Below are 25,095 nucleotides of genomic sequence, written 5' to 3'. Positions count from 1 at the left end.
CTGGCAGGACATCGCCGAAATCCCATCTTCATCTACCCTGGCGCGTTTATTTTTGTTTTTATACAGGTAGCAAGATCATGGCAACAGGTTCAGTCAAGTGGTTCAACGAAGCCAAGGGCTTCGGTTTCATCAGCCAGGATGATGGCGGCAAGGACGTCTTCGTTCACTTCTCCGCCATCCAGGGCAGCGGCTTCAGAACCCTGGCCGAAGGCCAGAAAGTCACCTTCGATATCCAGGAAGGCCCCAAGGGCCCGCAGGCCGCCAACGTCGAGCCCGCCTGAAGCGAACCGCTTCATGACAGGTAGGAAAGAAAAACCCCGCTGCGGCGGGGTTTTTCTTGTCTGCACGGTCGGTGCGCTAGGACAGGCTGTCGCTGCGATCGTCGGGCGAAGGGGCTCGGCTGCGCTCGGCAGGGCAGTGAAAGGGCCGGCCATCGCGCCCGGCGTGATAGGCAACCTCCCGACCTTCTGTGCGCAGCAGGATGTAGTAGCCCTCGACCAGGGCCTGGGTGTACATCATGCCCTCCTGCGGGCAGCCCATGGCGCCGTTCGCCCAGGTGACGGCCCGGGCCCGAACGGTCTCGATTGCTGCGATTGGTGTGCCGCTGCGTTCCGCCAACGCTTCGCGCGCGGCCTGCACGGCCTCCTCCAGGCTCAGGCTGTTGCCGTTGCTGGCATGCATGTTGATCTCTCCGCTCGATTGCTCGCCTGACGCCGCCGATCCCGTCGGATCCCCGGTCGATTGATCATCGTCGGTGCGGTCTTCGGACTGGCTGCAGGCGCCCAGCGCCAGCACAAGAAACAGCCCGGCGAGCGCGTGCAATGTTTTACTTCCCGTATTCATGGTCCGATGTGCCCATCCATCTGTGTCGATCAGCTTCGATTATGGCACTGCGTGGCCACGCATGACAGCAAGGGCGGGGCAGGTTTCCCGGCCCGACCATCGTCTGCGCGCGGATTTCGTGCGCCCTGTCATTGCGCGGGTTGATTACCAGCGGTGATAGGCCGGATGCCCCGGCTTGACGGCGACGAAGCGACCGCTGGCGGTGGCGCACACCTTGTCACCGGCCGACAGTTCGGCGGCGATGCTGACGATACCCTTGTCGTCGCGGCCTTCGACCCAGGCTTCCAGATGCAGCGGCCCGGAAGACGGCGTCGGCCGCCGGAGCTGAACACCGTAGTCCATGGTGACTGTCGACGGCACGGCTTCGAGCCGGTCTTCCTGCATCAGGTGCCAGGCCGCGGTCCAGTTCATGTGGCAGTCGAGCAGGGTGCCGATGATGCCGCCGTTGATAACGCCGGGAAAAGCCTCGTGGTGGGCTTCTGGCTGCCAGTCAGCGGTCATGCGCTCGCCTTCGACGAAGGAGCGGATGCGCAGGCCCTGCTCGTTGGCCGGCCCGCAGCCAAAGCAGATGCTCTCCGGCGCCAGCTGTTCCTGAATGCTCTTGTTGCTCATTGAGGTCTCCTTGCTCAGGCCCCGATCGCGAAGCTCCGGGCCTTCAGTTGTTGATGGTATAGCTTAGATCAACGCCGGTGTCGCGTTCGCCCGAGACCACGCGCACACCCCAGCGTGTGGACAGCTCGTAGCGGCCCGACAGCACGTTGCCGGTCTCGAACAGACCCACGCCATAGCTGACGAACAGGCGCGGCAGCAGATAGAAACCGACGTTGAGTGCACCCTGGCCCCCGGCCTGGTCGAAGTCCGAGCCCGTGACTACATAGGCCAGTGCTTTTTCCTGGCTGGTCGGTGGATCGGTGTAGAGCTCGATGTGCGGGTTGCGGGCGTTTCCGGTGATTTCGACCCCGGCGGTTTCCACTTCCGGATCGCCGAAGATGTCGCGCACGGCGCGGATATCCAGGCGCGGATTATCAGTCGGCTCGCCGGTGAAGATGACTTCGCCGTCGTTGATCTCGAGGTTCTGGCCGTAGGCGCGGTAGGCGCCCTCGGGCAGACGGATGGCACCGCGGCTTTCGGGCTTGGGCGGTCCGTTCCATGCCAGCTCCAGGCCGCCGGCGAGTTCGGTGCGGAATCCTTCCATGGCCAGGCTGGCGTTGTCGCCCAGGTCAATGCCCAGCCGGCCTTCGATTCGCCGCTTGACTGCATTCCCGGCCGCCTCCTGTTCGTCTTGCTCACCGGCAATCTCGACGTCGGGAGAGGGCTGGACGCGCTCGGCCGCGCCGGGCGGCAACCCGCCGCGCAGCCGGTCGATGTGGATATCGCCGTTGATACTGACCTGGTCGGGCTGCAGATCAAGGCTGACCTGCGGGCTGGCAGCCAGTTCCAGCCAGTCGGCGCCGGCAAACTTGAATTGCTCGCCTTCGATCCGGCTTTCCAGGCGCCAGCCGTCATCGCCCAGGCGGGCCTGCCCGGACAGACTCAGCTGGCCGTCGCCCGATCGCGCCCGGCCTTCGAGAGTGGCGCGATCGGCCGAGCCCGACAGCGCCAGGTGAATGTCGTGGATGTTCAGGCCGAAGGGTGCGTGCACCACCTCGCCGTTATCGACGGCCACGCGACCGCTGATCGAGGGCCCGGTGATCGGGCCGGTCACCTCGATCCGGCCGTTGGCGGAGCCGTCGATGCGGTCGATCCGCGGGATCAGGTGCGCAAACGCGGCGATGTTGGGCAGATCGAGCCTGGCCTCGCCTTCGAGCCGAGTGTCAGCCAGCTTGCGTAAATCGACCACATGCGCCTGGCCGTTGATCGTGGTCTGGCCTTCCAGGCGTAGCTGCAGGCCCGCCAGCAGCCCGGTGTCATCGGTCGGTTCGAGGTCGAGCCGCAGCGCGTCGATGGTCAGCAGCTCCTCTTCGTCGCCAATGGCCTGGAGTTCGCCGGCGCTCATTTCGAGCCCGCCTTCCACCCGCGACAGGCCAGCCTGGTCCCAGGCCGCTTCGACCTTGCCGGAGAGGGTGTTGGTCAGCGAAATGACCGGGTCGAGCGGCAGCAGCAGAAGGTCCATGGGCACCTGCTCGATACGGGTGGCGACACGACCTTCCGCGCCTGCCCCGAGGTGCTCGAGGCAGAGCCGCGCCGGCGTGTCGGCCGCGGTGGTCAGGCAGGCTGTTTTGGCCACGATGCGCCCGTTGGACCAGGCCAGGGGCAGCGCGGCAGCCAGCCGCCAGTCGCCGGCCACGGTCTCGCCCAGATACAGGCGCGTGATCTCGCCCTGCCATTCCGGCGCTCCCTCCAGGCAGTCGACGAGCTGGCCGCCCATGGCCAGGTTGAGGTTGCCGCGGGAGCCGGAGGTGGTGAGCTCGAGTCGATGCGACTGACAGCCGCCACCCAGGGTGAGCTCCAGCCGTTCGATGCGCTCCCAGGGCTGGAGGTCGAGGTTGGTGGCAGTGATGTTCAGGTCCATTGCCGGCTGATCCAGCCACGCAAGCCCCAGATCGACATCGGCCTGCTCCAGTTTGTAGCCCTGGTAGCGCAGCTCGTCGAGCTGGCCGCTGAGATCGAGCTGACCTTTGCCGGGCCGAAGCTGGCCGGCCAGGTGGATTTCGCCGGCCAGCTCGGGCCAGAGTTGATCAAGCGAGGCTGCATTCAGGTCGATCCGCAGGGCTTCTGCGTTCTCGCTGTCGAGGGCAATGCGGTTGTTGCCCAACTGCAGCTGCAGATCGGCCGCTTCCGGGTGATCGCCCGCCCATGCCAGCTGCCCCGACCCGGTCAGCGCCTGGCCACGAAGACGACCGCTGAGCTCGTCGAGCCCAACGGTCAGCTGCCAGTGGTCATCGCGGGCCAGGCTGATTGCAGCGCGGCCGTCGATCCGCCCGGGCAGTTGGCTGACCAGAACGCCGGGGTCGAATCCGTCGAGCACCAGGTTGACCTCGGCGGCCAGTGCAGGCTGCCAGGCCACGCGACCGTCCAGCGCCAGCGATCCGTGCTCTCCGGCGGTGATGGTCAGCTGCCGGATGCGGGCGGTCTCGCGCGTTCCGCTGGCGCTGGCCTCGATGTGCGCGGCCGGCGTCCGTGGCGATTGCACCATGGCTTCGATGCGAGCCCGCCAGTCGCTGATCTGTCCGGTGACATGAATTTGGCCGGACTCGCTGGCCACCAGTGGCTCGACATCATCGGTGACTGGCGGCCAGGCAAACTGCTGCCATTCGAGCGTGGCGTTGACGTGGTCGCCGGCCGGGTCGATGCGGCCGCTGCCGGTCACCTTCAGATCCCCCGGGTTGGCGCGCAGGGAAAGCGACTCGACTGCAATCACGCCCTCTTGCGTGGCCACCGCCAGCTCGCCGCTGATGCGGCCCTGATTGGGCCACTGCGGGTACAGCGGCGTGAGGTCGAGAGACTCGATTTGCAGGCTGGCGCGGGAAGCCGGCGCCGATTCGCTCCAGTCGAGCTGGCCGTGGCCGCTGATCCGGCCGTCGAGCAGTTGCGCGTCGAGCGTTTCGATGGTCAGCGACTGGGTGCCACCCGACAGCGCCAGCGAGTACTCGCCGGGCGGAATGTCCGGGCCGCTCACTCGCGCGCTGGAGTTGGCTTGCCAGTCCTCCGGCTGGCCGTCGAGCGAGACCACCATGTCGTCAACGTTTACGGGCAGGCCGGGCCAGCCGCTCAGTTTGCCGGTGACTCTGGCCTCGATGGCGGGTGATTGGAGCAGATCGCGCAGCCTGCCGCTGCCTTCGAGCCGGGCCGGGCCTGCTGTCGACAGCTCGATATCAAGCGCCGCCGGGCGGCCGGCCAATGTGATGTGTCCGGACTGCGTTGTGCCCTCCTCGAGGGGCACCTCCACTTCGATGTCGAGTCGGCCTTGGCCCTGGCGCTCGAGCGCCCAGTGCCCTGCGGCGCTGGCGCGTCCGGTTTCGCTTGCAACGGCAAGTCGATCGAGCTCGAGACGGTCGCCGTAACGCCCGGCCAGCCCGATATGGTCGATGCGCAGCGGTTCGCTGCCGGCGTGGATGGTCAGCTGCCGCAGGTCGAGCTCTTCGACGACGATGTCGATCGGACTGGCCAGCGCCGAGAGATCGAAGGCTGACTCGGCCTTTTCTTCTGCAGGTGCTTGAGCCTGTGGCGGGTGAATGTCGATGCCGCGGCCGCGCAGGCGGCGAACCACCACGCGCGGACCGGAGAACAGCTCCACGCGCGCGGCCAGTTCCAGCTGATCGGCGCTGACCCGCATGCCGGCGTGGGCAAAGTCGACGCCCTGCAGGGTGAGGCCCGAAGCCAGGCCGCCGGCGAAAGCGTCGTAATCGAGGCGTTCGACAAACCCGCTCGCGCGGGCAACGGCCCAGCGGGCGCCGCTTTCGGTATGCGTCAGCCACAGCCAGGCTGCCGTTGCCAACAACAGCAGGGTCAGTATGGCAATACCAATGATGCTCAGCCACTTTTTCATAGCAGTTGCGTGCCGATGGTGAAGTGCAGACGCCAGGGGTCATCGACTTCGTCGAGGGCCTGGGCGATGTCGATGCGAATCGGGCCGATCATCGTATACCAGCGGAAACCCACGCCGACGCCGCGCTTGAGCTTGCGTTGGCTGAAATCGTTGAAAGCGTTGCCGATATCGGCAAAGGCCGCCAGCGACCAGTTCTGTCCGACGCGGTATTCGTATTCGACCGACCCGACCAGCAGGTGATTGGCGCCGTTGCGGTTGGTGCTCAGCTTCTCGTAGCCATAGCCGCGCACCGTTCTGTCGCCCCCGGTCTTGAAGCGGTAGCGCTCGGGCACTTCGGTGAGCGTCAGATCCAGGCGGCGATCGTCCAGGTCGATGTCGAGGTGGCGGGTGTCGGCTTCGGTATAGCCCGCCTCGCCGCGCAGCATCAGCTTGTGACGCTCGCCAAAAATCAGGTGCCACTGCCCGCTCAGCCAGGCCTGGGCAAAGCTGACATCCGAGCCGGCTGACTCGTGCGCGCCGATGAGGTGCGCCTGCCATACCGAGCCGCTGGCGTTGAAGCCCGCGCCTCGTATCCGGGGCAGTCGCCAGCGTCCGCCGAAGGCGACGACGCGGCTTTCGGTATTCAGATAAGGGCGCAGCTCGGGGTTGGCCTCGAGCAGGGCGTCGTTCTCGCGGCTGAAGGAGCCTTCGCGAAGGGCATCAAAGGACTCGTTGAGAAGCGAAACGAACAGCCGCTCTTCCAGCCCCTGATAGCGCTTTGACCAGAGCTTGCGTTCCTGAAGTCGGCCGAAGGTCAGCTGGGTCTGATCGCGGCGGCCGTCGAAAGCTTCGAACACCGGTTCGATACGGTCTTCGTCGTAGAAGCGGAAATCATCCTGCTCGCTGCGCAGCGTGGTGCCGGCGGTCAGAAACTCCGAGGGCTGATCACCGCGCGGGCGGCGATATTCGCTCTGAAAGACATACTCCCGCCGGTATTGCTGAGCGCCGAGTGCGGCTTCCAGGCGGTCGCCGCGCGCGCTCAGGTAGTGGCGCGTCCAGCCCAGCTGCATCCTTGCGCCGGTGTCGGTGCCGAACCCCAGGGTGGCGCGCCAGGTGTTGGGCGACCGGGTTTCCAGCCGGTAGACCAGATCGACGCAATGCCGCTCATCGTCGCGCTCGGTATCGACAACCACGCGGTCGAACAGGCCGGAGCGCACCAGTGCTTCGCGCTGTCGATCGAGCCGCTCGATGCTGTAGGGCTCGTCGGGCTCCAGGATGTGAAGGCGTTCCATCAGCGATTCGCTGAAGGGTTGTTCAGGCGCCATATAGCGGCCGAAGCGGTAGCGGGGGCCGGTATTGAAGACGATGTGGATATCAGCCTTTTCGCGCTCGGCGCCGACCGTGACGCGTCGTTTCTCGAAGCGGGCCTGAAAGTAGCCGCGTTCCTCGGCCAATTGCGTGAGCCGTCGCCAGGCTTGTTCCCAGGCGGGGTGGTGGAGCCGGTCGCCGGACTGCAGCGGCCATTGTTCACGCCACCGCTTCAGCTCGGGGTCGTCACGGCCATCGCCTTGCAGTTCGATGTTCACCGTGTCGATCGATACCGGCGGGCCGGGCTTGATGTTCAGGCGGGCCTGCCAGTGCTGGCTGTCGTCCTCGGGCTCGATCAGGCGCACCTGGATGTCGGCGCGATAGTATCCGTACGGCCTGAGTGCCTGTTCGACCTCCGAACGCGCATCACCGGCGAGCTGGCGCAGGCGCCACAGCGACAGCTCGTCAAGTTTTTCAGCCTGGACCAGCGAGACGGATGCGCGCACGTTGGCCAGCAGGCCGCCCGCCACGCCGCTGATTTCGGTGGAAACAGTGGCCGCCCTGGTCAGGCCGCTGCCAAGCAGCATGGTCAGCAAGAGCAGGGCCGACAGCAGTCTGGCGGTCATGCAATCTCCCGGAAAGTCGAATTCTTATGGTAACCCTCCGACAGTGAGTGCGGCTTGATGTTCAGGCCGTGCGCGCCCAGGCATTCTGGCGCCGGTCGAGCTGGCGATAGCCGATGGCTTCGCTGAGATGGCGCGCCTCGATGCGCTCGCTGGCGTCGAGGTCGGCAATGGTGCGCGCCACGCGCACAATGCGATGGTGGGCGCGCGCCGAAAGGCGCAGCTTCTCGCAGGCGGCCTCGAGCAGCGTGGCCTGGTGGGCATCGAGCGCGCAGTGCTCGCGAATCCCGCCGACATCCAGCTGTGCATTGACCCCGCCGCGCCGCGCCTGAATGGCTCTTGCCGCGAGAACGCGCTGCCGGACGTCGGCTGACGACTCGCCGGGCGGCAGGTCCTTGAGCGACTGGCGCGGCACTTCCACGTGCAGATCGATGCGGTCGAGCAGCGGGCCGGAAATGCGATCGCGGTAGCGCCGGATCTGATCGGGCGTACAGGCGCAGCGGCCTGACGGATCGCCCTCGTAGCCGCAGGGGCAGGGATTCATCGCGGCCACCAGCATGAAACGGGCCGGGAACTCCGCCTGAACGGCGGCGCGCGAGATGATCACGCGGCCCGACTCCAGCGGCTCGCGCAGCACCTCGAGCACGTGGCGCGAGAACTCCGGAAGCTCGTCGAGAAACAGCACGCCGCCGTGGGCCAGCGAGATTTCCCCGGGGCGCGGTTTCGAGCCGCCGCCGACCAGCGCCACGCCCGAGGCGGTGTGGTGCGGCGAGCGGAACTTGCGCTGGCGCCAGGTGGGCGGGTCGAGTTCATGGCCCACGACCGAGGCAATGGCGGCCGCCTCCAGGGCCTCGGTTTCTTCCATCGGCGGCAGGATGCCGGGCAGGCGCGAGGCCAGCAGGGTCTTGCCGGTGCCCGGCGGGCCGATCAGCAAGAGGTTGTGGCCGCCGGCGGCGGCGATTTCCAGCGCCCGGCGCGCGCGGTGCTGACCGAGCACGTCGGCCAGGTCGGGCCCGGCGATGTCCTTGAAGCCCGACACCGGCTCGGCCCGCGGCAGGGGCTGTCGGCCGTTGAGTGCTTCGGCGACCTCGCACAGGGACTCGGCCAGATAGATCTCGGCATCGGCCACCAGCCCGGCTTCTTCGGCGTTGGCGCGCGGCAGGATCAGCTTGCGGCCCTGTTCGCGGGCGCGCAGGATGGCCGGCAGCGCTCCGTTGATCGCGCGCAGTCGCCCGGTCAGCGACAGCTCGCCGAGAAACTCCCAGTCGCCGAGATCATCATCGGGCACCTGCCCGGAGGCGGCGAGCACGCCCACGGCGATCGGCAGATCGAAGCGCGAGCCCTCCTTGGGCAGGTCGGCCGGCGCCAGCGACACCGTGGTGCGCCAGGAGGGCAGATCGAACTCCGAGTTCTTGAGCGCGGCGCGCACCCGGTCCTTGCTCTCACGCACGGCGGTCTCGGGCAGGCCGACGATGGCGAACATCGGCAAACCCGGCGACAGGTTGACCTCGCAGAGCACCTGCGGCGCCTCGATGCCGACAGCAGCGCGTGATTGGACGGTGGCCAGGCCCATCCTGATTCCTTTGCCCGAAGTCTGACCTGCATCCTGGCCTGTTCGGGGCAGCGATGAAATGGGTCGACCGCGCCATGGCCTGTAGGAAATCTGCTATTCGTGGCTTGCCTGGCCCTTGTCTGTCTGGCCGGCGAGCGGATGGTCGGGCCGTTTCTGACTGCAGAAGACGATCACGGAATCGCCAATGATTCCAGACTCCCTTGCCTGGTCGCTGCAATGCCGGGTCTGCATGCCGGTGACGCTCGATATCATCTCCGGCAGATCGCCCCCGAAGTCGGTGAAGACAAGCGAACCCTCCGGGTCAACGGGGTTTCCATGGTGCTCCGGTTCAAGCACGTGCACGATGCGCCCCTGTTGTTCGTATGCCCGCGTTCTCGTCTTCGCGGCGGGATACCAGGGGATCGTGAATACATGGCGGCCTCCGGGGCGAAGGACGCGGGCGATTTCCCGGAAGGCGCTTGCCGGATTCGCGACGTGCTCGAGCACGTCCTGGGTAATAACCAGATCGAACTGCTCGTCCGGATAGGTCAGGTATTCCAGGTTTTCGTTGCGGTAGCCCCTGATGGTTGTGCCCGGTTTCGCACTTGGGAAATAGTGGGTTGTTTCATAAAACTCGAACCGCCGGCGAAAGTGCCGGGCGACGTGCTCTACCGGCGCCACTTCCAGCACGCAAGCGTCTTGTCTGGTCTCGAGTCGAGTCTGAAGGAAGTGAGCCAGCGCGCGCTGGCGAGCCGATGAGCGGCAGCGAATGCACTTCAGGTCTTCTCGATACCATGACCCGACGGGAATAAAGACGCTGCGCTTGTTGCACACGGGGCACCAGCCGCCAAGCGCCTTGCCGGTCAGGGTGTTCATCGCTGCGGTGATCAAGCGGCGTGTTTTGATGAAGTCCTCCCGAGTTCTCCGATTCTGTAGATGGACAGCGGATCATGCTACCGCGCCGCGTCCGCAGTCGGCAGGGTGAGTGGCGGGGTAAACCGCAGGACTGCTGGCCGACTGCAATGTGAATTGTACTCAGCTGCGCTTTTGCGCCTGTAGTTGCCGGTGCGTGCGCAATGGAAGCCAGAAGCAGATCAGAGCGATCGGGTACTGAACCAGAAAAGCAATTGGGAATTACCGGTCCTTCAGGTTCAGGCGAGCGCGGATTTGCCGGGTGTCCTGGCCGGTGTAGGGAGCTGCCCGCTCCGTGCTCAGCCTTGAGTCGGAAAACACGATCGGGGTGCGCACGCCGGGCGCACGGCCATCTTCAAGGTGGGGTGCGGCAAGATCCAGTTGCAGCTGGCGGTGGCGCACCTGGGGATCTTCGAAGGCTTCAGCCAGCGTATTGACCGGGCCGGCCGGAATCAGCTCTTGTTCCAGCTGGTGGAGCAGCAAGTCGCGCTCCCGTTCGGCAAAGACCTGCTCGAGAAGATGTATCAGCTCCTCACGGTGGCGCACCCGCGCGGCGTTGGTGGCAAAGCGGCTGTTGCTGGCGATTTCGGGCCGCTCCAGAACCTGGCACAGGCGATCGAACTGGGCATCGTTGCCAACCGCCAGCATGATGTAGCCGTCGGCCGTGGCAAAGACCTGATACGGCACGATATTGGGGTGTGCCGTACCCAGCCTGCCAGGCGACTGGCCGGAGACCAGGTAGTTGAGGTTCTGGTTGGCCAGCGAGGCCAGCATGCAGTCCATCAGCGAAATATCAATCTGTTGTCCACGACCGGTTCTTTTTCGCTGCGTCAGCGCTGCTTGAATACCGATGACGCCGTACAGGCCTGACAGAATATCCGCGATGGCCACGCCAACTTTTACTGGCGGCCCGCCAGCGTCGCCGGTAATGGACATCAGCCCACTCATGGCCTGGATAATGGCGTCATAGCCGGCGCGTTGGGCATACGGGCCGTCTTGGCCGAAGCCGGTGATGGAGCAGTAGACCAGCCCGGGGTTGAGCTCTTGCAGCGTGGGGTAGTCCAGTCCGAAGCGGGCGAGGCTTCCGACCCTGAAGTTTTCAACCAACACGTCAGCGTCGGCAACAAGTTGGCGCAGCACTTCAAGATCGTCCGGATTGTTGAAGTCAGCCACGATGGATTTCTTGCCGCGATTGCAGCTGTGGAAATAGGCGGCATCGCTTCCTTTCCCGCCAGAAAGGGCAATATCAGGTGGCCCCCAGCGGCGGGTATCGTCGCCGGCTGGCGACTCCACCTTGATTACCTCGGCACCCAGGTCGGCCAGCGTCTGGCCAATCCATGGCCCGGCCAGAATACGAGCCAGTTCAATGACCTTCAAGCCTGCCAAGGGCGACGATTCGTCTCGCATTGCATGTCTTTCCAGTAGGTCTGATGGCATTCTGGCAGCTTGAGAACGTAGCGGGCAAATCGAAGGCCGGTCTGGCTCTAATGGTCATGCGCATCTGGCGCTATGGGCAACGCAATCTGGCCTGCACACTGGACTCATTCGCTCCCCGTGGCCGGCCAGCGTTTGCGCTGCTGCTGTGATTTGTCTGCAGCAACGATGCAGCAAGCCGCGACCAGCTGGACGGCCGGGTGAGCAACACGGACATCGAGTTCAAATACTTTCGGAGCTGGAAAACATGACCACCAATACGGATCTTCACAAGCGTCGCATGGCGGGGCTTCCGCGCGGGCTGGCTACGGCCATGCCGGTCTTTGTCAGCAAGGCAAGTATCGAGAGCGAAGGTCTTGTGGACTGCGCCTTGAAAATTGGTCTTGAGGTTCGCGCCCGGCGCGACGACCTGCGCCCGATTGGCAATATACGCGGCAAGGGCTCCATGCTGGCGCTTGATCTGCTGGAGTCCCGTAACAGCAGCAAGGGTGATCCTGCAGCTACGCAGGCTGTGTTGCAGCGCGCCCACTCTCTGGGGCTGATCCTGTTGAGCCCCCGCCGCGGCACTCCGGCAGGCCATGTCCGGTACGGTGCTTGTATACAACACGGTTCATGGTGATCCGTGCACGCTCTGGATTCTTGCCGATGGCCGGATGCGAGGTGTGGCTGGTCAGGCTGACGATGACTCTGATCGCGGCCGATGGTGGGGGAAGGGGGCGCTGGTATCGTCAGTGGCAGCGCTGGGCTTATGCAGAAGCCTATGGTTTATGGGTGGTCATTGATGGCGACCAGTTGCGCTGGTATGACGATCAGGTTTGCTGGCCGATACGGCTGTGATCAGTCGCAGTTGCGCGGTTGATTGAAACCCGGCTCACTCTACGAGAAAAAAGGACGGCAAGCTTTATAACACTACTCCAGTCATTGATCCGGACGGTAACCTCATCGCGCGTTACCGCAAGGTCTTGGCGCTGCTCAGGCCGTTGGGACATGCTGACAAGATGAGGGCAGCCTGTGCGTCCTGGCCAGGAAAGTCGGAGCCGGGCGAAACCTGGGTTTATCACTCCTCGGACACCTGCCTGCTGTGCCCCGTTTCGCGGGCAAGCGACTGCAAGATTGCGCTTGGTCCGGTTCGATAAAACCGAACGCCTGGAAGAATGTTCCCAATCCGGAGCACTTTCCCCGAGCGGTCCGATGCCGTCTATAGAGAACGAGTCATGCCGCCGTGCTGCATCTTCTATTGTGACGATGGAACGCGAGTTCTTGTTCTTCAGGCCATGCGGGAGAGCGGCAGCGTTGCCCATACATGCCTGGCGGCAGCGATTGTTATTGGCTCGGCAGATCCAGTCGTCGCTCGGCGACCCTTTCAGTCGCGCAGCTTGCTCTCTCTGACGCGGTGCTCCTCACCGGTATTGATATCGAAGTCGTCTCGCTCCATCGGAGGTTCGGTCGTGGTGAGGTCGCCGGAAGCCCAGGCGGTCTTGAGCGCTTTGCTTTCCGAGGCGAAGCCCTTGATCAGGGCGAATATCATCACGAAGACCATGAGGAAGATGGGTAGCCCGATCACGGTGATTACCGCCTGCAGTGCCGTCAGTGCCTCAGCGCCTCCCAGCCAGATCAGCGCGGCGGCCAGGATGCCCTCGGAGGCACCCCAGAAAACCCGCTGGCGCGTCGGACCCGCATCCGCATCACCGGCGCAGAGCATGTCGACGACCAGCGAGGCAGAGTCGGAGGAGGTGGCGAAGAACAGCGCGGCGATGACCACAGCCAGTCCCTGAGTGAGGGTCGCGGCGGGGAAGTTCTCGAAGAACGCGAACATCGCCAGGGGTACGCTTTCGTTGACTGCAGCCGCGAGCGCGCCGCCGTCGCCGCCGATGCCGTCGATGCGCATGGCCGACCAGCCGAAGATGGCGAACCACACGAGGGTGAAGGCCGAGGGTGCCGCCAGCACGCCCGCGATGAACTGCCGGACGGTGCGGCCCTTGGAGATGCGGGCGAGGAACACGCCCATGAAGGGCGACCAGGTGACCGTCCAGGTCCAGTAAAAAACGGTCCATTGACCCTGCCAGCCCCATCCGTCGGGGCTGGTGTAGGGTGCCATCGAGTCATTCCAGAACATCAGACCGGGCAGGCGGGAGGCATAGATGCCGACCGTCTCGACGATGCTGCGCAGCAGAAAGACGGTCTCCCCGAAGAACAGCACGAACAGCATCAGTCCGATGGCCATGAGGATGTTGATGTCGGACAGCCGTTTCACGCCCTTGTCCAGGCCGACGACGATCGAGCATACGGCCGTGATTGTCAGCACGGTGATGATGACAAGGCGCAGGCCGGTGTTGTCGGTCAGGCCAGTGAGCTCGCTCAACCCGGCCGACACCTGCTGGGTGCCCAGGCCGAGGGAAACGGCCAGGCCGAACAGCGTCCCCAGCACGGCGAAGATGTCGATGGTCTTGCCGATGGGGCCGTAGATCCGGTCCTCGAGGAAAGGGTAGAACACCGAGCTGACGCGCATCGGCAGATCGTAGCGGTAGATGAAGTAGCCGAACGCCAGGCCCGGGAGGGTGAAGATCGCCCAGGTGTGCAGGCCCAGGTGATAGATCGCGAAGCCCATCGCGTCGTTGGCCGCCTCCACGCTGTAGGGCTCCACCCCCGACAGCGGCGGGTTCGAGAAGTGGGACATCGGCTCGGCCACCCCCCAGAACATCAGGACCGTGCCGATGCCGCCGGCGAACAGCATCGCGAACCACGACATGTTGCTGTACTCCGGCCGGGCGTCGGCTCCGCCCAGGCGCAGGCTGCCGTATTTGCTCGCGGCAGCGCCGACCAGGAAGATCAGCCAGATCGACACCCCGACGATGAAGAACCAGCCCAGGTTGGTCACCACCCAGGCCCTAGCGGCGGCAAAGCTGGCGCCGATCGGGGCGGGGAAGATCAGCAGCAGGATCAGGAACAGCACCATCAGCCCGGCGGACCAGAAGAAGATATCGGGGCTGGTGCGCAGCTTCAGTCGTTTGGCCAGACGGTCCAACATGCGAACTCCCTCATGTCGTGGCGGATCAGGAGTCACAGCACCCACCCCGCATGCGCGCAGTTTAAACGCCCTGTTTCCGCAAGTCCAAGAGCATTCCCGGGGATGAACGGCCCGCGACTGTGCCGCGAACGCTTCCGCTCGAGCAAGCTGCAGTGATGCTCAGGTCGGCTCGTGGTTGTGCAATTGTCGATGCGTGCGCAATAGAAACCAGACGCCGATCAGAGCGACCGGGTACTGAACCAGAAAGGCGATGCGGAAGTGGCCCAGAGAGTACAGCGCCTGCGCGCCGGTGGTGCCGGCAGCCAGCTGCTGCCAGTCGAGCATCAACCCGATCATCAGGATCAGGGCCACGGCCGGGACAAAGCCGCCCATGTTGACGATGCCGTTGGCCGAACCCAGGCTTTCGGGCCGATTGCCTGACAGCGCGTGGTCGAAGCCGAGCACGCCGCTGGGAATGGTCACGCCCATGGCGATGAGCAGCACGATCAGAAGCCAGAAGGGCGGCTGGCCGGGCCAGGCGAGCAGCAGCGTCCAGATCAGCCCGTAGCCGCTGACGACGCTCAGGATCAGACGGTTGCGGGCGGTCGGGAAGCGGGCGGAAAAAAGGCCGAGCAGCGGGCCGGCCACGGCGCCGGTGACCACCACGATGACCAGCAGGTAGGCGGCCAGGTCGGGCCCGTGCCCAAGACCATAGACCATGAAGGGATAGCCCCACATCAGCATGAACATGAAGCCCGAGGCCTGCGCCGTCCAGGTGGTCCAGAAGCCCAGCCGGGTGCCGGGTTCGGAAATGGCCTGGCCCAGCAGCGCCAGCGCGCGCTCGGGCGGGCGGTTCGAGCGCGTCAACGCGCCCTGGGGCGTGCCGGCGGGAATGCCGATGATCAGCACGATCAGGGCAATCACCGAACAGGACGCCGCGCTCAGGAAAGCGGTGGTCCAGCCCGACTGGTTGAGCAGCCAGGCGAACGGCACCGCGGAAAGAATCTGACCGATCTGGCCCAGGCTGCCGATCCACTGGAACAGCGACGACAGGATGGATCCTGAAAACCACGCCGCCGTGAGCCGCACCAGCGAGGCAAATATCATGGCATCACCGGCGCCTACGAGAATGCGCCCGCACACCGCCAGCACGATGTCGGGGGCAAAGCCGACCAGGGCCTGGCCGACGAGCATGATGGCGGTGCCGCCGATCAGCAGCCGGCGCGAGCCGATGCGGTCGATCAGAATGCCGACGGGAATCTGCATGACGGCATAGATGGCCAGCTGCAGCACGCCCAGCGACGAGAGCAGTGCGGCGTCGACCTCGAAGCGATCGGTCGCCGCGACTCCGGCCACACCTAGAGTGGTGCGCTGCATGATTGCAACGATGTAGGCAAACACGCCGACCGCGTAAACCACCCAGGCACGCAGCGTGCGGCCGCCCGAAGGGATTGTATCCGGGCCGTGGGTCGCGCTATTGCGGTCGTCAGTGCGCGACGTTCGCTCCGCCGATCCAGTTGTGGTTCGTTTGCTCACGGGCTTGCTGACGGTTTCTGGAGAATTCCGGAAAAGGTAAGGCGCCAATGGTACGTGGAAAAGGCCGGCCTGGCGCTATCATTGAGCGACATCTTTGACCCAGTGGCGCGGCAAGCCCCGTCTCTTCAGGGCGGGGAAGGATAGCGCCCGCGTTCTCAGGCTTTGAGAAAACCTTGATATAGACTGCCTCCATGCAGCGACTTCAGGCCTTCAAATACGAGCTACGCCCCAACGGCGAACAGGAGCAGCAAATGCGCCGCTTCGCCGGGTCGTGCCGGTTCGTCTACAACCGGGCGTTGGCGCTTCAGAAGGAGCGCTACCAGGCCAGGGGGAAGAAGCTCGGCTACACCGGTCTGTGCAAAGAGCTCACCGCCTGGCGGAATAGCGCGGAAACACCCTGGCTGATGGATGCACCCGTCCACCCGTTGCAGCAGGCCCTCAAAGACCTCGAGCGCGCCTACACCAACTTCTTCGCCGGCCGGGCCCGCTTTCCGCGATTCCGGAAAAAGGGTCGCGGTGAGCGCTTCCGTTATCCCGACCCGAAGCAGATCAAGCTCGATCAGGGCAACAGCCGCGTCTTCCTGCCCAAGCTCGGCTGGCTGCGCTATCGCAACAGCCGGGACGTACTGGGCGAGCTGCGCAATGTCACCGTCAGTCAGTCCGGTGGCCGCTGGTTTATCTCGATCCAGACCGAACGTGAGGTCGAGCGGCCCATTCCGCACGGCGGGGCGATCGGCATCGACATGGGAATTGCCCGCTTCGCCACGCTGTCGGACGGCACGTTTTACGCACCACTCAACAGTCTCAAGCGGCACGAGACTGCATTGCGCAAAGCGCAGCGAGCGATGAGCCGTAAAAGCAAATTCAGCAACAACTGGAAGAAGGCAAAAGCCCGTGTCCAGCGTATCCATGCCCGCATCGGCAATGCCCGCCGCGACTACCTGCACAAAGCCACGACCACGATCAGCCAAAACCACGCGATGGTGTGTATCGAGGACTTGCAGGTGCGGAATATGTCCAAGTCGGCGGCCTCCAGCACCGAGCAGCCGGGCAAGAGCGTTCGGGCCAAGTCCGGCCTGAACAGGTCCATCCTCGATCAGGGCTGGTTCGAGTTCCGCCGCCAACTGGGCTACAAGCTGGCGTGGAACGGCGGCTGGCTCATCGCCGTGCCGCCGCACAACACCAGCCGGACCTGCCCGGCGTGTGGCCACGTCTCGGCCGACAACCGCCGGACGCAAGAGCGGTTCGCCTGCGTCGAATGCGGCTTCGAGGGCTATGCCGATGAGGTCGCGGCCGTCAATATTCTCAGGGCAGGACATGCCCGTTGCGCCTGTGAAGTGAGCGATGCACCAATGTCGCCAGCAGCAGGAACCCACCGAAGCGACTCAGGCAAGGCTCAATGCCGCGCCTGAGCGCCGTAGGAATCTCCGGCATTCATGCCGGGGAGGATGTCAAGCATCAGGGAGAGCAAGCATGTCAAGCAGACCACTGCGTTGGTTGTCGTTGATCCTGGCCGGCCTGATCGTCGCCGCCTGCGCGGCCCAGCCGCAGCCCGATAGCACCTCTTCCGACGAGCTCACCATGGGCCAGCGCCTGGAAGGCCTGCTGTTCTGGAGCCAGCAGCAGCGCGACGAGCGCTTCCGGAAGATGCACGAGATCTTTCCCAGCCACCGCGTGGCCCGCGGCGATCATGTGCATGAACTGCCTGCGGGACAGGCGCTGACGCCGCGCTGGCAAGACGACACCTCCGTGACCGATTACATGGCGGCCAACCACATCGCCGGCGTGATGGTGCTCGTCGATGGCCGGATTCATCTGGAGGAATACGCCCCCGGCGTCGACGAGAGCACGCTGTGGACCTCGTTTTCGGTGGCCAAGTCGATTACCTCGCTGCTGCTGGGCGTCGCGCTCGACGAGGGCCACGTCGACAGCCTGGACGATCCGCTGGCCGACTATATTCCCGCGCTCGCCGACAGCGAATACGCCCAGGTCACGGTGCGCGAGCTGCTGACCATGACCTCCGGCGTTGCATGGGACGAGGACTATGCCGATGCCGACTCCGACGTGGCGCAGATGTACATGCAGCCCTGCGAGCGCGACGAGGCTCATATCGTCACCTACATGAAGGATCTGCCGCGCACCCGGCCGGCCGGCACCCGCTTCAACTACAGCACCGGCGAGACCGACCTGCTCGGCATCCTGATCGAGCAGGCCACGGGGATGTCACTGGCCGAGTATCTCTCCGGCAGCGTCTGGCGGCCTTTCGGCATGGCGCACGAGGCCTGGTGGCTGGCCGACGAATGCGACGGCAGCACCATCGGCGGCAGCGGCCTGTCGGCCACGCTTTCCGACTACGCCCGGCTGGGGCAGTTCATGCTCGATGGCGCCGAGCTCAACGGCGAACCGGTCGTCGCCGGGGCCTGGCACGATGACGCCACCCGCCTGCTCCAGCCCGTTGACGAGTCCGGCGACGACGGCGATCAGGGCTACGGCTATTTGTGGTGGATCAACGCCGACGGCAGCTATCAGGCCGCCGGCATCTTCGGCCAGTTGGTGCATATTGACCCCGCGCGCCAGCTGGTCATCGCCCAGATCGCTGCCTGGCCGGAGGCCGGAAGCGATGCGCTGGTCGCCGAACGCCGCCGCTTTGTCCAGGCCGTCAAGCGATCAGTCGACGAACACGCTGCCGTGTTCGTCGATGAGTGGCAGGATGATTAGTAGCCCGCTAAGGCGCGATCTTCTTTTTCAGTGCCCGCTGCATTCTCGGCGACAGGTTGGGCAGCGAGCGCAGCAGCCAGGGGAGAATCCGGCGCTTGGTGCCGCCCAGGGACTCGGGCACGATGGCTTCTATCAGGTGCGGTCCGGGCTCGGCCAGGGCATGTTCCAGGGCCTGACAGAATTCCTCGGACGTCTTCGCGCGCTGTCCCGGCACGCCCATGCCTTCGGCCAGGTGGACGAAGTTCAGATCCGCACCCGTCAGCTCGAGCTGCGAGCGCGCCTTGGGGCCGCCGGCGGTATCGCTGCCCACGCGCTGCAGCTCCATGTTGAGCACCGAATAGGCGGCGTTGTTGAAGATGATGACGGTCACGTCCAGCCCCTCGCGCGCCATGGTCCACAGCGCCTGGATGGTGTACATGGCCGTGCCTTCGCCGATGAGCGCAATCACGGGTCGCTCGGGGCAGGCGATGGCCGCGCCGGTGGCGCTGGGCAGGCCCTGGCCGATTGCCCCGCCGGTCAGCGCCAAAAGGTCGTGGCGCGGCGCGCCGGCCGTCATGGCCGACAGCATCAGCCCGGAGGTAATGGCCTCGTCGACGATGATGGCGCCCTCGGGCATGAGCTCGCCTACGGCCTTGCACACCTTCGGCGCGGTCAGCTTGCCGCGCGGGCGCCCGGGGCGCGCCAGCGGCTGCAGCTCGGGTTCCTCGTTTTCGGCTTCGAGCGCGCGGGCCAGTTTTCGCAGGCTGGCGGCGGCGTCCTGCTCGGGCGCGGCCAGGGTGTGCACGCTGCAGCCCTCGGGCACCAGGTCGCTGGGCTTGCCGGGATAGGCGAAGAAAGACACCGGCGATTTGGCATCGACCAGGATCAGTTGCTCGACCTCGCCGAGCTGCACGCCGACCAGCTCGCCCAGATAGGCGATGCGGTCGATCGGCGGCAGGCCGGCGCCGCGCTCCATGCGCGTGGGAAAGCATTCGGCGAACAGCTGCACGCCGTGCTTTCTGGCCACGCGCGCGGCGTCCATGATCGGGCCTTCGCGCAGGGCCCGTCCGCCCAGCAGGATGGCGCAGCGCTTGCCGCTTTTTACCAGATCGGCGATGGCCTCGACGGTTGCATCATCGGCGGCCTGCACTTCGGGCTTGCTCGGCGGCGGGCTCGGCTGCCCGCCTTCGCCCCAGGACACGTCGGCCGGCAGGATCAGCGTGGCAACCCGCCCGGGCGGGCCCTTGGCCGCGGCAATGGCGTCGACGGCGTCGCTGCACAGCTCGGCGGTAGTTTTCGATGTGCGCACGAATTCCGGCGAGACGTTGCGAGCCACCGTTTCGATATCGGACTGGAGCTGGGCGTCGTACTGGGTGTGCCAGGTGGCGTGATCGCCGACGATGTTGACCACCGGCGTCTTGCCTTTGCGCGCGTTGTGCAGATTGGCCAGACCGTTGCCCAGGCCCGAGCCCAGATGCAGCAGGGTGGCGGCCGGCTTGCCGCTCATGCGGGCGTAGCCGTCGGCCGCGCCGGTGGCCACGCCCTCGAACAGGGCAAGCACGGCGCGCATGCGCGGCTCGCTGTCGAGCGCGGCGACAAAATGCATTTCGCTGGTGCCGGGGTTGGAGAAGCAGACTTCGACGCCGGCATCGGCCAGGGTCCGGATCAGGGCTTGTGCACCGTTGGTCATGGATCTTCCTTGCAGGTCAATTGTTTTCCGGCAGGCGGTCGAGCTGCTGCCGGCCGATTTCGCTCACGCTGTTCGTGCCGGTGAGCGTCATGGTCAGCATGAGTTCATGCTGGAGTGTCGCGAGCAGATTTTCCACGCCGCGCTGTCCCTGCGCCGCCAGCGCCCACATCCACGCCCGGCCGATGAGAGCGCCGTGCGCGCCCAGGGCCAGGGCCTTGAAGATGTCGACACCGCTGCGGATGCCGCCGTCGACCAACACGGTGGTGTCTTCGCCCGCCGCCGCGGCAATCGCCGGCAGCTTGTCGGCGGTGGCGGCCGCCGAGTCGAGCTGGCGGCCGCCGTGGTTGGACACGACGATGCCGTCGGCCCCGGCCTCGACCGCGCGGCGCGCGTCATCGACCTCCATGATGCCCTTGAGGATCAGCGTGCCGTCCCATCGCTCGCGCAGCCAGGCGATGTCGTCCCAGGTCACGCCCGGGTCGAACTGGCCATCGACCCAGGCCTTGAAGGCGTCGAGATCGCGGGCATCGGGCACCTGGTCGGTGAGGCAGCCGAAGGTGTGCGGGCGGCCGCGAACGGCCACGTCCCACAGCCAGCGCGGGCGGGCGAGCGCCTGGGCGGCGCGTACCCGCTTTGCCCGTGCGCCGGGCAGGCCCAGGCCGTTGCGGGCGTCGCGGTAGCGCATGCCCGGCAGCGGCAGGTCGACGGTAAAGACCAGGGTCTTGCAGCCGGCCTGACGGGCATTTTCCAGCAGGGCTTCGACCGCGCCGCGATCGCGCAGCATGTAGAGCTGGAACCAGACCGGCTTTTCCACCGCGGCCTGCAGTTCATCAAGCGAGCAGATGCCGACGGTCGAGGCGGTCATGGGCACGCCCGCGGTTTCTGCCGCGCGCGCGGCCTGGACCTCGCCGCGCCGGGCCATCATGCCGGCCAGCCCGGCCGGGGCCAGGGCCAGCGGCATCCGCCAGGGCTGGCCGAACAAGGTTGTTGTGGTGTCGAGGCCGTCGACGTCGACCAATACGCGCTGGCGCAGACGGAGGGCGTCGAGGCCGGCGAGATTGGCGGCCGCCGTCTTCTCTTCGCCAGCGCCGCCGTCGAGGTAGTCGAACAGGAAGCGCGGCAGGCGCTTTTTCGCCAGCCGTCGATAATCCTCGGCCGTGACCGGAAATGCCGGATGTCGGGACATCGGCATGGTGTCAGCCTCCCTCGTCGATGGCGCGCGCGGCGGCGCGGGCGGTCAAGATGCAGCCGGGCAGGAAGGTCCCTTCCAGCGAGCGCTTGCCGCAGGCCCCGCCGCCGCCGAAACCGGCCGCCTCGCCGACGCAGTAAAGGCCGGCGACGGGCTGGTCATTGCGGCCGAGCACCCGGCTGGACAGATCGGTACGCAGCCCGCCCAGGCTCTTGCGCGTGATCAGCTGGGTGTGGACGGCAATGAACGGGCCGGCGGCCTTGTCCTGTAGCGGCGCGGGCTTGCAGGTTCGAAGCCGGTCGGGGCCCCACTGGCGGGCGTGGCGGATGCGGCGGATCTGGTCGTCGTTCTCGAGCCTGCCGCCGGCTGCAAAGTTGGCGTCGAAGGCGTCGGCGGTGGCCTTGAGGACAGCCGGGTCGATAGCGCGCGTGCCGGTCAGTGCGTTCATCTTTTCGGCCAGGCCGGCGAGCGTGTCGTCGACCAGAAAATGCGGGCTTTCGCGCTGCATCTGCTCGATCAGCGCAGCGCTGCCCAGCAGCAGGTCTTTCGTGAAACGCAGAAACTGGCGGTCGCGGATGCGCTGGTTGTGCTCGGCGCCGGAGATGGCGAACTCCTTCATGGCGATACGCCGGTTCATGAGCTGCCAGCTCCAGGGTTGTTCCTGTTCGGCCACGCGTTGACACAGCCAGTGGGTGTCGAAGCCGGTGACCAGCGGTTCGGGCCCGATGCGTTCGCCGCGGTGGTCGAGCCAGAGCGCGGACTTGCACGGAATCAGCGACAGGCCGTGGCCTTCGAACAGCGGCTGCGGGTGGGGAATGCCGGCGGCGTAGTTCCACATCTCACCGGCGCGCACGATCTGGCCGTCTACATTGTCGGCCGCCCAGCGCTGCAGGGCGCCGTCGGAGAAGGGGTGGGCGCCGTTGAGCAGGTGTTTTGGTTGCGGCCGGTCGGCCGGCCAGTGGGCGCGAACCTGCTCGAGGCTGCCGTTGATGCCGCCGGTGGCCAGCACCACGACCGGCGCGGCAATCTGCACTTCTTTTCCGCTGGTCTCGTCGATGGCGAGAGCGCCGCGAATCGTTCCGCCGGCGTGGTCGAGCGCGCTGACGCGATGTTCGTGCAGCAGCTGCAGGCGGTCGTTCCGGCCGGCCTCGTGGAGCGCGGCGCACATTTGCCGCACCAGGTGGCGGGCGGTGCCCCACACGATGTGATAGCGCGGCAGGCTGTTGCCGTCGCCGTGGCGGCCGCGCTCGACCCAGTTGACCGCCGGCATGAACTTGACGCCGTGGGCGAGCAGCCAGTCGTGAACCTGAACGCGGGAGTGCTCGACGTAATGGCGCGCCCAGCGGCAGGCCAGCTCGTCGTCGGGGTCGAGCTCGCCGAAGCGCAGCCAGTCGGCCAAGGCGCGCTCGGGGGTGTCGGGAATCTTCTGGCGCGCTTGCAGCGGCGTGCCGATGAGCGCCATGCCGCCGAAGGCCCACAGCGCCAGCCCGCCGAAATGCTCGGGGCGATGACGGTCGATCAGGATCACCCGCCGGCCAGCGCGCAGACACTCGAGCGCGGTGACGATACCGGCCAGACCGCCGCCGATGACCGCGACGTCGGATTTCAGCGCCGCCATCGGCGACTTCCCCTTGATCGATGCACTGGTCGCTGGTCCCCCCTGTGCCGGCAGGCCTTGGCCCGGGCAATCAGCGCACGGGGGCGCCGCGGATGGCCTCGGCCCACTGGTCCACTTCGTCGCCGCTGCCCAGGTCCGGGTCGATGAGCCCGTTGACCATGAACGTCGGCGAGACGTGAATGCCGTTCTGGCGCGCGTATTTGCTGTGCCATTTGGTGATGGTATCGAGCTTGGGATTGTCGAAGGCGGCCGCCAGGGCGAAGCCGCTGTAGCCCTCGATGCGCTCGATGATTTCATCCGGCGTGGTTGTGCGGTTGGGGCCGGTGGCGTGGTTTTCGAAAACGAATTCCTCGCGGTGTTGGGCCACCGCCTTGAGCACGTCCCAGGCCCGGTCGCGGCCGTCGGGCAGGGTCGATGCGGCGATCACGCAGCGGGTCACCACTCCAGACCACAGGTGCCAGGGCTGGGACTGCAGCCGCAGCTTGACGGTGACCCGATCCTCACCGACGGCGGCGAGCAGGGGCTCGAGCTTGCCCATGGCCTTGGTCGAGAACGGGCAGGTCGGCTCGACGAAAACCTCGAAGATCGTTGGCCCGCGTCCGAAGTGCAGTGGCGCGGCGTAGCCGTCATTATCACTCATGATTCGGCCTCCGGCAGCATGTTGAATTCATTTCCAGTGTGGCATAAACCGGGCATCGCCGGAGCGCATGGCCGCCGGCGGGGTGAATGCAGCCTGCAGCGGCGCAGGCCATCCTGTAAACTCCCAAGGCATTTATTAAGTAGACGGGTGCCTTGTCATGCCTTTGTTGTGGATCGTCACCCTGCTGTGGGCTTTCAGTTTCTCCCTGATTGGTGTTTATCTCGCCGGAGAGGTCGATGATTTCATTTCGGTTTTCCTGCGCGTGATTCTGGCGCTGGCGGTTTTTGCTCCGCTGCTGATACGGGCGCGGCCGGGATGGCGGGCCGGCGTGTCGCTGATGGTCATCGGCGCGCTGCAGATCGGCGTCATGTACCTGTTTCTTTTTCACGCCTATGGCTATCTGAGGGTGCCGGAGCTGCTGCTGTTCACCATCTTCACGCCGCTGTACGTGACCTTGATCGACGAGCTGCTGCGGGGGCGGCGTCATCTGCCCGGTCGTTTCTGGCTGGCCGCAGCGCTGGCCGTGGGTGGAGCCGGGATCATTCGCTTCGGTGAGATAAGCCCCGACTTTCTGGCGGGCTTCGGTCTGGTGCAGGGGGCCAACCTGTGTTTTGCCGCCGGTCAGGTGGCCTACAGGCGTCTGCAGCTCGGCGATACGGTGTCGCAGATACAGGCTTTCGGGCTGTTCTTTGCCGGGGCGGCCGTGGTTGTCGGGCTGGCCGTGCTGCTGTTTGCCGACCATTCCCGGTGGCCGACCACGAGCATCCAGTGGGGGGTTCTGCTGTGGCTGGGCGCGGGTGCTTCCGCCCTGGGCTATCTGGGCTGGAACCTGGGCGCCAAGCGGGTCAATACGGGCCAGCTGGCGGCAATGAACAACATGCTCATTCCGACCGGCATCCTGGTGAATTTCGTTTTCTGGGACCGTGATATCGACTGGCTGCGGCTGCTTGTGGGTGGGCTGGTGATTGTTCTGGCGGTATGGCTGTCCCGGCCCACTACCGAAAGGGCAAGTGCGTACAATGGGGGCCATGGAAGTGCATCTGAACGGTGAAATCCGGACGTTTTCCGACAACCTGACGGTCAGCGGAGTGCTCGAGGAGCTGGGCCATGACGAGCATGCGGTGCGCGTTGTGCGCAATGATGAACCGGTGCCCGCTTCCCTGTTCGCCGAAGTGACGATCAACGACGGCGACCAAGTCGAGATCGGGGAGAGCGACTCGGGCGCTTGATCCATGGGCGCTTGAAAAGGCGGCCCCGCGCTGGCGAGCGTGGCTGGCTAGTTGGCTAGTTGGCTAGTTGGCTAGTTGGCTAGTTGGCTAGTTGGCTAGTTGGCTAGTTGGCTAGTTGGCTAGTTGGCTAGTTGGCTAGTTGGCTAGTTGGCTAGGTGCGCCGGGATAAGCCCTTTTGCTGTTGCTTTATGTGATCCGAGCATCATGATCATTGCTAACCAGCTAACCAGCTAACCAGCTAACCAGCTAACCAGCTAACCAGCTAACCAGCTAACCAGCTAACCAGCTAACCAGCTAACCAGCTAACCAGCTAACCAGCTAACCAGCTAACCAGCTAACCAGCTAACCA

Annotated in this window: 20 protein-coding genes; 7 read left to right on the top strand and 13 right to left on the bottom strand. The window is 65.4% G+C overall.

The features are described from left to right. The first annotated feature begins 77 nt into the window (after positions 1 to 77). The gene (gene cspE, locus ACEWQ0_RS11315; RefSeq protein ID WP_476482790.1) at positions 78 to 281 is read left to right on the top strand and encodes a transcription antiterminator/RNA stability regulator CspE; all 204 of its coding nucleotides are present in this window, start codon (positions 78 to 80) and stop codon (positions 279 to 281) included. A gap of 76 nt (positions 282 to 357) precedes the next feature. On the opposite strand, the gene ACEWQ0_RS11310 is transcribed toward cspE, so the two are convergent. The 7 genes from ACEWQ0_RS11310 to ACEWQ0_RS11280 form a co-directional block, all read right to left on the bottom strand. Continuing rightward, on the bottom strand, positions 358 to 843 hold the full coding sequence (locus ACEWQ0_RS11310; protein ID WP_476485390.1) for a hypothetical protein: 486 nt from the start codon (positions 841 to 843) through the stop codon (positions 358 to 360). A 144-nt stretch (positions 844 to 987) separates the two neighbouring features. Continuing rightward, positions 988 to 1,455: a PaaI family thioesterase gene (locus ACEWQ0_RS11305; protein ID WP_476482788.1), complete on the bottom strand. Its 468-nt coding sequence runs from the start codon at positions 1,453 to 1,455 to the stop codon at positions 988 to 990. A 43-nt stretch (positions 1,456 to 1,498) separates the two neighbouring features. Then, the gene (locus ACEWQ0_RS11300) at positions 1,499 to 5,332 is read right to left on the bottom strand and encodes a translocation/assembly module TamB domain-containing protein (protein ID WP_476485389.1); all 3,834 of its coding nucleotides are present in this window, start codon (positions 5,330 to 5,332) and stop codon (positions 1,499 to 1,501) included. Beyond that, entirely contained in the window at positions 5,329 to 7,245 is a 1,917-nt protein-coding gene (locus ACEWQ0_RS11295; protein ID WP_476485388.1) for an autotransporter assembly complex protein TamA, read from the bottom strand. Before ACEWQ0_RS11295 ends, ACEWQ0_RS11300 begins: the two co-directional genes overlap by 4 nt. Before the next feature lie 61 nt (positions 7,246 to 7,306). Next, the gene (locus tag ACEWQ0_RS11290) at positions 7,307 to 8,815 is read right to left on the bottom strand and encodes a YifB family Mg chelatase-like AAA ATPase (RefSeq protein WP_476485387.1); all 1,509 of its coding nucleotides are present in this window, start codon (positions 8,813 to 8,815) and stop codon (positions 7,307 to 7,309) included. Between the two features lie 93 nt (positions 8,816 to 8,908). Next, on the bottom strand, positions 8,909 to 9,670 hold the full coding sequence (locus ACEWQ0_RS11285) for a class I SAM-dependent methyltransferase (protein WP_476485386.1): 762 nt from the start codon (positions 9,668 to 9,670) through the stop codon (positions 8,909 to 8,911). Between the two features lie 258 nt (positions 9,671 to 9,928). Then, positions 9,929 to 11,113, bottom strand: coding sequence for a CaiB/BaiF CoA transferase family protein (locus ACEWQ0_RS11280; protein ID WP_476485385.1), 1,185 nt, complete (start codon positions 11,111 to 11,113; stop codon positions 9,929 to 9,931). A 274-nt stretch (positions 11,114 to 11,387) separates the two neighbouring features. Between ACEWQ0_RS11280 and ACEWQ0_RS11275 the strand changes: the two genes are divergently transcribed. Together ACEWQ0_RS11275 and ACEWQ0_RS11270 are read left to right on the top strand one after the other, a co-directional pair. Next, positions 11,388 to 11,759 carry a hypothetical protein gene (locus tag ACEWQ0_RS11275; RefSeq protein WP_476485384.1) on the top strand — a complete coding sequence of 124 codons (372 nt, stop codon included), beginning with the start codon at positions 11,388 to 11,390 and terminating at the stop codon, positions 11,757 to 11,759. 26 nt (positions 11,760 to 11,785) lie between these two features. Further along, on the top strand, positions 11,786 to 11,977 hold the full coding sequence (locus ACEWQ0_RS11270; RefSeq protein WP_476485383.1) for a hypothetical protein: 192 nt from the start codon (positions 11,786 to 11,788) through the stop codon (positions 11,975 to 11,977). A 526-nt stretch (positions 11,978 to 12,503) separates the two neighbouring features. Here the strand turns inward: ACEWQ0_RS11270 and ACEWQ0_RS11265 are convergent. Further along, positions 12,504 to 14,168: a BCCT family transporter gene (locus tag ACEWQ0_RS11265; protein ID WP_476485382.1), complete on the bottom strand. Its 1,665-nt coding sequence runs from the start codon at positions 14,166 to 14,168 to the stop codon at positions 12,504 to 12,506. Positions 14,169 to 14,327: 159 nt separating this feature from the next. Further along, positions 14,328 to 15,683, bottom strand: a complete 1,356-nt coding sequence (locus ACEWQ0_RS11260; RefSeq protein ID WP_476485381.1) for an MFS transporter — start codon at positions 15,681 to 15,683, stop codon at positions 14,328 to 14,330. Positions 15,684 to 15,874: 191 nt separating this feature from the next. Here ACEWQ0_RS11260 and ACEWQ0_RS11255 point away from each other — a divergent pair, with 191 nt between their 5' ends. Together ACEWQ0_RS11255 and ACEWQ0_RS11250 are read left to right on the top strand one after the other, a co-directional pair. Beyond that, on the top strand, positions 15,875 to 17,095 hold the full coding sequence (locus ACEWQ0_RS11255) for an RNA-guided endonuclease InsQ/TnpB family protein (RefSeq protein ID WP_476485380.1): 1,221 nt from the start codon (positions 15,875 to 15,877) through the stop codon (positions 17,093 to 17,095). Between the two features lie 61 nt (positions 17,096 to 17,156). Next, positions 17,157 to 18,401, top strand: coding sequence for a serine hydrolase domain-containing protein (locus ACEWQ0_RS11250; protein WP_476485379.1), 1,245 nt, complete (start codon positions 17,157 to 17,159; stop codon positions 18,399 to 18,401). A 7-nt stretch (positions 18,402 to 18,408) separates the two neighbouring features. Here the strand turns inward: ACEWQ0_RS11250 and ACEWQ0_RS11245 are convergent, their stop codons facing one another. The 4 genes from ACEWQ0_RS11245 to ACEWQ0_RS11230 form a co-directional block, all read right to left on the bottom strand. After that, a complete protein-coding gene (locus ACEWQ0_RS11245) occupies positions 18,409 to 20,070 on the bottom strand; it encodes an acetolactate synthase large subunit (RefSeq protein WP_476485378.1) in 1,662 nt (553 codons plus the stop codon). A 16-nt stretch (positions 20,071 to 20,086) separates the two neighbouring features. Then, the gene (locus tag ACEWQ0_RS11240) at positions 20,087 to 21,262 is read right to left on the bottom strand and encodes an L-lactate dehydrogenase (RefSeq protein WP_476485377.1); all 1,176 of its coding nucleotides are present in this window, start codon (positions 21,260 to 21,262) and stop codon (positions 20,087 to 20,089) included. Positions 21,263 to 21,266: 4 nt separating this feature from the next. Beyond that, positions 21,267 to 22,877, bottom strand: coding sequence for an FAD-dependent oxidoreductase (locus tag ACEWQ0_RS11235; RefSeq protein ID WP_476485376.1), 1,611 nt, complete (start codon positions 22,875 to 22,877; stop codon positions 21,267 to 21,269). Between the two features lie 70 nt (positions 22,878 to 22,947). Beyond that, positions 22,948 to 23,517 (bottom strand): DsbA family protein, encoded by a 570-nt coding sequence (locus ACEWQ0_RS11230; RefSeq protein WP_476482774.1) that lies wholly within the window; start codon positions 23,515 to 23,517, stop codon positions 22,948 to 22,950. 157 nt (positions 23,518 to 23,674) lie between these two features. Here ACEWQ0_RS11230 and ACEWQ0_RS11225 point away from each other — a divergent pair, with 157 nt between their 5' ends. Together ACEWQ0_RS11225 and thiS are read left to right on the top strand one after the other, a co-directional pair. Continuing rightward, complete coding sequence (locus ACEWQ0_RS11225) at positions 23,675 to 24,568, top strand: EamA/DMT transporter family protein (RefSeq protein WP_476482773.1); 894 nt, start codon at positions 23,675 to 23,677, stop codon at positions 24,566 to 24,568. Continuing rightward, on the top strand, positions 24,546 to 24,746 hold the full coding sequence (thiS, locus tag ACEWQ0_RS11220) for a sulfur carrier protein ThiS (protein ID WP_476485375.1): 201 nt from the start codon (positions 24,546 to 24,548) through the stop codon (positions 24,744 to 24,746). Before ACEWQ0_RS11225 ends, thiS begins: the two co-directional genes overlap by 23 nt. Positions 24,747 to 25,095 lie beyond the last annotated feature (349 nt).

It is taken from the genome of Wenzhouxiangella sp. YN9 (assembly GCF_056324165.1).
Note: the sequence above shows the minus strand (reverse complement) of the source record. Positions and strands in the feature narration are given on the sequence as shown.

Coding starts and splice junctions, on each gene's coding strand:
- cspE (WP_476482790.1), top strand. CDS start 78: ATGGCAACAGGTTCAGTCAAGTGGTTCAACGAAGCCAAGGGCTTCGGT.
- ACEWQ0_RS11310 (WP_476485390.1), bottom strand. CDS start 843: ATGAATACGGGAAGTAAAACATTGCACGCGCTCGCCGGGCTGTTTCTT.
- ACEWQ0_RS11305 (WP_476482788.1), bottom strand. CDS start 1,455: ATGAGCAACAAGAGCATTCAGGAACAGCTGGCGCCGGAGAGCATCTGC.
- ACEWQ0_RS11300 (WP_476485389.1), bottom strand. CDS start 5,332: ATGAAAAAGTGGCTGAGCATCATTGGTATTGCCATACTGACCCTGCTG.
- ACEWQ0_RS11295 (WP_476485388.1), bottom strand. CDS start 7,245: ATGACCGCCAGACTGCTGTCGGCCCTGCTCTTGCTGACCATGCTGCTT.
- ACEWQ0_RS11290 (WP_476485387.1), bottom strand. CDS start 8,815: ATGGGCCTGGCCACCGTCCAATCACGCGCTGCTGTCGGCATCGAGGCG.
- ACEWQ0_RS11285 (WP_476485386.1), bottom strand. CDS start 9,670: ATGAACACCCTGACCGGCAAGGCGCTTGGCGGCTGGTGCCCCGTGTGC.
- ACEWQ0_RS11280 (WP_476485385.1), bottom strand. CDS start 11,113: ATGCGAGACGAATCGTCGCCCTTGGCAGGCTTGAAGGTCATTGAACTG.
- ACEWQ0_RS11275 (WP_476485384.1), top strand. CDS start 11,388: ATGACCACCAATACGGATCTTCACAAGCGTCGCATGGCGGGGCTTCCG.
- ACEWQ0_RS11270 (WP_476485383.1), top strand. CDS start 11,786: ATGGCCGGATGCGAGGTGTGGCTGGTCAGGCTGACGATGACTCTGATC.
- ACEWQ0_RS11265 (WP_476485382.1), bottom strand. CDS start 14,168: ATGTTGGACCGTCTGGCCAAACGACTGAAGCTGCGCACCAGCCCCGAT.
- ACEWQ0_RS11255 (WP_476485380.1), top strand. CDS start 15,875: ATGCAGCGACTTCAGGCCTTCAAATACGAGCTACGCCCCAACGGCGAA.
- ACEWQ0_RS11250 (WP_476485379.1), top strand. CDS start 17,157: ATGTCAAGCAGACCACTGCGTTGGTTGTCGTTGATCCTGGCCGGCCTG.
- ACEWQ0_RS11245 (WP_476485378.1), bottom strand. CDS start 20,070: ATGACCAACGGTGCACAAGCCCTGATCCGGACCCTGGCCGATGCCGGC.
- ACEWQ0_RS11240 (WP_476485377.1), bottom strand. CDS start 21,262: ATGCCGATGTCCCGACATCCGGCATTTCCGGTCACGGCCGAGGATTAT.
- ACEWQ0_RS11235 (WP_476485376.1), bottom strand. CDS start 22,877: ATGGCGGCGCTGAAATCCGACGTCGCGGTCATCGGCGGCGGTCTGGCC.
- ACEWQ0_RS11230 (WP_476482774.1), bottom strand. CDS start 23,517: ATGAGTGATAATGACGGCTACGCCGCGCCACTGCACTTCGGACGCGGG.
- ACEWQ0_RS11225 (WP_476482773.1), top strand. CDS start 23,675: ATGCCTTTGTTGTGGATCGTCACCCTGCTGTGGGCTTTCAGTTTCTCC.
- thiS (WP_476485375.1), top strand. CDS start 24,546: ATGGAAGTGCATCTGAACGGTGAAATCCGGACGTTTTCCGACAACCTG.